The following is a 5,856-nucleotide window of genomic DNA, read 5'->3' as shown; positions in this document are numbered from 1 at the left end:
CTAAAAGTGGGGGGATTACCAGACGGCTGAGCTGCGTGTAGAGCGCGCCGCCCAGCCAGGAGGTGTTCTTGGAGAACGAGCTCTTGACGATCGTCACGTCGGTATCGCTGCCGGCGAAGATGGCACCACCCCCAATGCTGCTGCGGTTGCTCAGGAACTGGCTGTTGATCACTTCCAGCTTGCCGCGGTAGCTGACCTTGATCGCGCCGCCACCCCAGGTGCCGGGCGCGTACTGGGTGTTGGATGCCGGCTGCACGGAGCTGCCGTTCTGCAGTTTGAGATTGCGCACCGACAGTGCATTGCCGTTCTGCACCTGGAAGATACGCGCGGCCTGGCGGCCATCCAGGGTGATCTTGCCCTGACCGTCGATCACCGTTGGCGTGCTGGCGCTGATGTTGATGGTCTGGCTGACGGCGATGCTGGTCGCACGCGTGCCGCAGTTGAAGGTGACATAGCCGCCTTGCGCCACCGCAGTGGCGAGTGCGCTGGCGGTACAACTGGCGGCCGTGCCGTTGCCGACCACCACGCCGGCATTGGAGTGCGCCCACGGCTGCGGCGTGGTGCATTGCGCCACCGATGGCACGGCGGCGATGGCCGCGCTGGTGGTGAGCAGGGCAAGCAGCCCTGCCGTCACGACAGTGGCGTGAAGTGTTGAACGCATGGTGATGTTCCTGCTTGAGAAATGGATCGAAGGGGCGCCCATTGCCTGCACGCAACGTCAACGGGTGATGACAGATGTGTTGCAAGCCGAAGCGTCGCTCCCGAGGCGTGGCATGGTGCGCGATTACACGCATCGCGATGCCAACCTAAGTTCCAGAACACCACACGTCGATGCGGCGCCATCGCGCCGGCGCACATCGCTTCGCGCATGCGGAAGCCGGGCACTGCAGCGATCAACCGATGCTGCAGTGCTGCATGCAATCGCCCGCTGCATGCAATGCGTTGCCGCATCGCGCGTTACCATGCTGCACTCTCGATCCTGTCGCGATCTCGGCAATGCCCGATGCACACCGCACCCACGATGGCACGCCGGCCAGCCGCTTCCAGCTGCCTGCCGGTCCGTGGGGCTCGGTCTTCGATGCGCTGTGCGCATGTTTTCCGGCGATCACGGCCGAGCGTTGGCGCAATCGGTTTGAGCGTGGTCTGGTGCGCGATGCCGATGACCAGGCCCTGGCGCTGTCAGCGCCGTATCGCCTGGGTGCAGAGATCCGCTATTTCCGCGAGGTCGCCGATGAGCCGGTGATTCCGTCTGTCGAGACAGTTGTATATGCCGACGCGCAGCTGGTGGTGGCCTGCAAGCCACACTTCTTGCCGGTCGCACCGGCCGGTGCGTACGTGCGTGAGACGTTGCTGACGCGACTGGTGCGGCGGCTGGACAATCCGGCGCTCGTACCGTTGCACCGCATCGATCGCGAAACCGCGGGGCTGGTGCTGTTCTCGGCCAACCCTGACACGCGTGGGATCTATCAGGCCTTGTTTCGCGAGCGGCGCATCCGCAAGCAGTACCTGGCGGTGGCAGCACCGCTCCCACAGCTGAGGTTTCCGTATGTGCACCGCAGCCGACTGGAGCCGGGCGAGCCGTTCTTCCGCATGCGCGAGGGCGTGGGCGAACCGAACAGCGAAACGGTGATCGAGGTGGTCGCGCGCAACGCAGACACCTGGACGTATCGGCTGGAACCGGTGACCGGGCGCAAGCATCAGTTGCGTGTGCACATGGCCGCGCTGGGCGCGCCGATCCTGCACGACCGGTTTTATCCCGCCCTGGAAGCCCAGCGGCCCGATGACCCGGAACGCCCACTACAGCTGTTCGCGCGTACATTGGCGTTCGATGACCCGCTGACCGGTGAGCCGAGGCACTTCATCGCAACGGTGGGGCCGATGCACTCTGCCGCGGGCTGACCGAAGGAGCGGGACATGCACGTCGATCCGATGCGCGATGGTGTTGCGGTCTCGCGTCACCGGCGATCGACCAGCTTGTTGTGGGCGCTGCTCTGGCTTGCGCTGGCCGTGCTCGCCGGTGAGTTCGTGCGGCACGTGTATCTGAAATATGCCGCACTGGATTCGCCGGCCTATGGCATGTTTCTGAACCGCCGCGGTTGGTTGTGGTGCCACCTCGGCGGTGGTGCGGCGGGCATTGCGCTTGGCACGTTGCAGTTCGCCACGCAACGCTGGCGCAGACAGGCGTGGGTACATCGCTGGACTGGGCGGGCGTATGTCGCCGGCATGGTGGTGGCCATGCTCGGCACCACTGGGCTGATTGCTACCTCGCCCGCGCCGACGACGATCCGCGTTGCCTTCGCAGCGACGGAAGTGGCATGGGCGGCGGTGGCATGTGTCGGCCTGCTGGCCATCGGCCGCGGGCAGCTCGATCGGCACCGGCGCTGGATGGTGCGGGCATATCTGGTGACGCTGGCGCCGGTGGTGTTTCGCATCGCGCTCTATGCAGCAGTTGGGGCCGGGGTGGTGCCTTCGCCCGGCACGATCGCCGCGCTGCTCTGGGCGAGCTGGGCGGTGCCGGTGCTGATCCACGTGGCGGCAACCCGCCGGGCACTGACCAGGCCCTGGCGCAGGCGCATCGCTGTGCCGCGCCAGGTGCCGCGGTCGTCATCGACGCGTGGCTGAAACCCGCTTCGGCACGCCTCAACGCACCTTGTACAACACCGCCGCACCCGGTCGGGGCTCGAACATCGGCACGGTCTGCTGCGTGAGCGCGCTGCCCTTGGCGTCCCACACCAGGGTGTCGGCGGGGTATTCGTCCTTGCGGGTCATGCTGTCGATCTGTTTGGCGATGACCGTGGATCCGGCTTTCACTTCCGGGTTCCAGGCGAACACGCCCAGGCGGCCGTAGAACACGGCCGGTGCTGCGGCGTCCAGGCGGCGGTCGGGGCACATCACCAGGCCGCGTTCCAGCATCACGCGCAGCGCGCCGACGGGGACGGCCTTGACGGTGGGCGTGGTGCGTTCGGTGCTGTGGCCCGGGCAGACATTGGCCGAGCGGGTGAGCATGTCTTCGACCACCTGGCGGTCGGACTGCGCAAGCGCCGGCAGCGCGGCGGTGGACAGGGCAAGCATGGTGAGGGTGGATTTCCAGGGCATCTGACAACTCCTCATGAGGCGAGACTCCAACACTGCAGCCATTCACGTGCAGGCTGCTGCCAGTGACGCGCCCGGATGCTAGCAACCCCTGCGTTAAGCGCCGAGAAGGCGGGTGGGGGCGACGCCGTGCAGGCGATCCCTGGCCCTGCGCGTGCATTCCATGCCGGGCCGCCGCGCCGCGCTGCATAACGCAACGGCCGCTGACGCGCCTGGCAGCTGTCAGGAGTCTCCCGATTGAGCGGCAGCAGCGGCCCGGTTAGCGTGCGCGCACGTACTCAGCTGGACACCCCATGGAACGCGCCGACCTCATCGCAGCAGTGCTTACCGGCATGCGGCGCGCCGAAGATTTTCGTGCGCAGGGCGCGCTCTACAGCACCGCACACAGCGAGCAGATGCAGGTGGACCACGGCAAGGCGGCCGACGCCGAGCTAGTGCTGTCGATGTTTGCGTTCACCCCTGAACACCTCAAGTTGCTTGGCACTGCCGGCATCGAAAACCTGGGCGAAATCGTCTGCCATGCATGGGCCTTGAACGGTGGCAGTAACGAGGGGCTGATCCGCTGGTTTCGCCAACCCATGAATGCCTTCGACGGCCAGACGCCTGCAGCGATGGTGCGTGGCGGGCGCATCCAGGTGCTGCTGCTGGTGCTGCGCCAGCAGGTGGAATGGGAATTGCCGCGCTCTGCCTGATGCCCGACCGACAATGCCGCGCATGCGATCTGGCAGGCGCGGTGCGGTTGCGGCAGGCGTTGCACGCGCGTAGCGCCGCGTGCAACGCGGTGATCTCAGCCGCTCACCGTTTCGGTCGCGCCACTGCGTACATCTCTGCGGCAATCTTCTTCATCAGTGCGTCGTTGTCGTCACCCTCGGTGTAGAGATCGAAGTGGGTGCGGCCTTCCAGATAGCGGAAATCGCTCCTGGCGCCCAGGCCATCCAGCACCGCCTGGAATTGATGCGCCGCGCCATCCAGGTAGAAGGTATCGGCGGTGCCGACGATCAGATGGATCTTGTCGTCCAGGTCCGGCTTGAGCGTGGGCCATTGCGCGGCCACGCGCGCGGAAATGTCGTAGTGGGTACGCCAGTAGGCCACCACGGCCGGGTCCACCTTGCCGGTGTCGCGGTCGAACATCGGCAGTGGGCGGCCGTCGGCGCCGCGCGGCGAAAAGACCCACTCGAACGAGGTGAGTTGCCCGCCGTACGGGCCGAGCACGCGTTCGAGCTTGGCGAAGGTTTCCAGATCGGCCAGCACCTTGCCGTGGTCGCGGATCAGCGGAAACTGGCTGCCATCGGCGCGGCGGTAGACATTGGCATTGGGCGCGTACAAGTCCGGGCCGGTGAAGTCGCGGAAATCGCTGGAATCCGGCGAGGTAGACCAAGTGCCGCCAAATAATTTGGGGTAGCGCGTCTGCAACCACAGCGTGGCCCAGCCGCCGGACGAATGCCCGTTCAAGAAGCGGCCGCTGGCCTTGCCGTCCATCTTGTACTGGCGCTCGAGCGCCGGAATCAACTCTTCGGTGAGCGCAGTGCCCCACGGGCCGTTGTTGACCGAATCGGCGAACTCGTGGGTACCGGTCGGCGTGGATTGATCCAGGAAGACCCAGATCATCGGCGGCATCTGCTTGGCCGCCATCAGGCTCCAGGTGGATGCAATGCTGCCGGCGAAGCGGTTGTAGTTACCGCCGAAGCCATGCGTGACATACACGGTGGGATAGCGCGTGGCGGCCTTGGGGTTGTAGCCGGGCGGCGTCAGTACGCGGGCGCGCAGCGAAACCGGCCGGCCCCAGAACGTGCTGAGCGAGGTGCTCACCATCGAGGCATCGGCGCTATTCAGCTTGGCTTCGGGCACCGCATCGCGCACCGCCTGCGGCGCACGTGGCGACACCTGCCACGGATCATCCGAGACCGGCACCTGCTTGCTCAAGGTCAGCGCCGGCAGCGGCTTGCCCTTGGCCAATGTCACGGCGGTGACCTCGCTCAGCAGATCGCCGCCATCGCGGCCGCTGTAGCCATAGCTGCCATCCGGGTCGAGCACGGCCTGAAACAGATAATCGCCGGCCGGCAGCGCAGAAAACCCGCGCGGGAAGGCGATATTGTCCAGATCGATCTGGACGCTGCCGCCGGGTGCCAGCGCGGTGACGTCCTGCGCGGCCACCGCCACTGCGGTGGGGCGGAAGGGATTCATATTCACCTCCTCCACCTTGCCGTCTTTCCCGCTTTGTTTGGCCTGCGCCTGGGCATCCTTGGCCAGGGTGGCGAACACCAACAGGCGCCCGGACGTGGCCTGATCGGTCGCCTTACCCAGGGTGACGCGCAGCAGACGATGCGCCGGCGCCGGCTCGGCGGCGTGTACGGCACAGGCGCACAGCAGGCCAACGGCCAGGCCCAGGCGCGGGGCAAGACGATGCAGGGACATGCAGATCCTTGAAAGCGGATGGGTGGGGTGGGCTTGGTGGCCCTGTGCGGACTGTAGCCAGTTTCTGGGGAGCTGCGCGCGCTGTGGGTGAGATGAGGTTAGCGCATCCGATCCAGGTATTTTACGCGCTCAGGTTGGGGTCGCTTGCGGCGCAAGAGTGGCTAGAGTTGCATGTGTTCAAGGCGTTTGTGGTGAGGGCGGACTAGCTCAGCGCAGCTGATACAGCACAGATACCATGCAGTTAGGGAAGGTCTGAACAACGAGACCTGACAGGGCGGAAGGTGGCGTCGTTCCGAAGAGTGGCTTTTGGAACTTCGGAATTTCGCCATTTCTGGCGCTTTCCGCGGG

The 5,856-nt window shown here is 65.8% G+C and carries 5 protein-coding genes and 1 pseudogene; 3 read left to right on the top strand and 3 right to left on the bottom strand.

Annotated features, from left to right (window positions below; all coding sequences use genetic code 11):
• Positions 1 to 634 (bottom strand): annotated as a pseudogene (locus J7360_RS16225) (hypothetical protein); the annotation flags it as partial.
• A 197-nt stretch (positions 635 to 831) separates the two neighbouring features.
• Between J7360_RS16225 and J7360_RS16220 the strand changes: the two are divergent.
• Together J7360_RS16220 and J7360_RS16215 are read left to right on the top strand one after the other, a co-directional pair.
• The gene (locus J7360_RS16220) at positions 832 to 1,899 is read left to right on the top strand and encodes an RluA family pseudouridine synthase (RefSeq protein WP_209034239.1); all 1,068 of its coding nucleotides are present in this window, start codon (positions 832 to 834) and stop codon (positions 1,897 to 1,899) included.
• Between the two features lie 30 nt (positions 1,900 to 1,929).
• Complete coding sequence (locus tag J7360_RS16215; RefSeq protein ID WP_209034241.1) at positions 1,930 to 2,622, top strand: DUF2306 domain-containing protein; 693 nt, start codon at positions 1,930 to 1,932, stop codon at positions 2,620 to 2,622.
• Between the two features lie 18 nt (positions 2,623 to 2,640).
• Here the strand turns inward: J7360_RS16215 and J7360_RS16210 are convergent, their stop codons facing one another.
• Positions 2,641 to 3,072: a hypothetical protein gene (locus J7360_RS16210; protein WP_194273180.1), complete on the bottom strand. Its 432-nt coding sequence runs from the start codon at positions 3,070 to 3,072 to the stop codon at positions 2,641 to 2,643.
• A gap of 314 nt (positions 3,073 to 3,386) precedes the next feature.
• Here J7360_RS16210 and J7360_RS16205 point away from each other — a divergent pair, with 314 nt between their 5' ends.
• A complete protein-coding gene (locus tag J7360_RS16205) occupies positions 3,387 to 3,785 on the top strand; it encodes an antitoxin Xre/MbcA/ParS toxin-binding domain-containing protein (RefSeq protein WP_209034237.1) in 399 nt (132 codons plus the stop codon).
• A gap of 103 nt (positions 3,786 to 3,888) precedes the next feature.
• Here J7360_RS16205 and J7360_RS16200 read toward each other — a convergent pair whose 3' ends face one another.
• Positions 3,889 to 5,508 (bottom strand): alpha/beta hydrolase-fold protein, encoded by a 1,620-nt coding sequence (locus tag J7360_RS16200; protein ID WP_209034235.1) that lies wholly within the window; start codon positions 5,506 to 5,508, stop codon positions 3,889 to 3,891.
• Positions 5,509 to 5,856: the final 348 nt, after the last annotated feature.

It is taken from the genome of Xanthomonas sp. D-99 (assembly GCF_017746145.1).
Taxonomy (GTDB): Bacteria; Pseudomonadota; Gammaproteobacteria; order Xanthomonadales; family Xanthomonadaceae; genus Xanthomonas; species Xanthomonas cissicola.
Note: the sequence above shows the minus strand (reverse complement) of the source record. Positions and strands in the feature narration are given on the sequence as shown.

Bases quoted from the DNA above. Each gene is read 5' to 3' on its own strand.
- J7360_RS16220 (WP_209034239.1), top strand. From the start codon at position 832: ATGCGGCGCCATCGCGCCGGCGCACATCGCTTCGCGCATGCGGAAGCC.
- J7360_RS16215 (WP_209034241.1), top strand. From the start codon at position 1,930: ATGCGCGATGGTGTTGCGGTCTCGCGTCACCGGCGATCGACCAGCTTG.
- J7360_RS16210 (WP_194273180.1), bottom strand. From the start codon at position 3,072: ATGCTTGCCCTGTCCACCGCCGCGCTGCCGGCGCTTGCGCAGTCCGAC.
- J7360_RS16205 (WP_209034237.1), top strand. From the start codon at position 3,387: ATGGAACGCGCCGACCTCATCGCAGCAGTGCTTACCGGCATGCGGCGC.
- J7360_RS16200 (WP_209034235.1), bottom strand. From the start codon at position 5,508: ATGTCCCTGCATCGTCTTGCCCCGCGCCTGGGCCTGGCCGTTGGCCTG.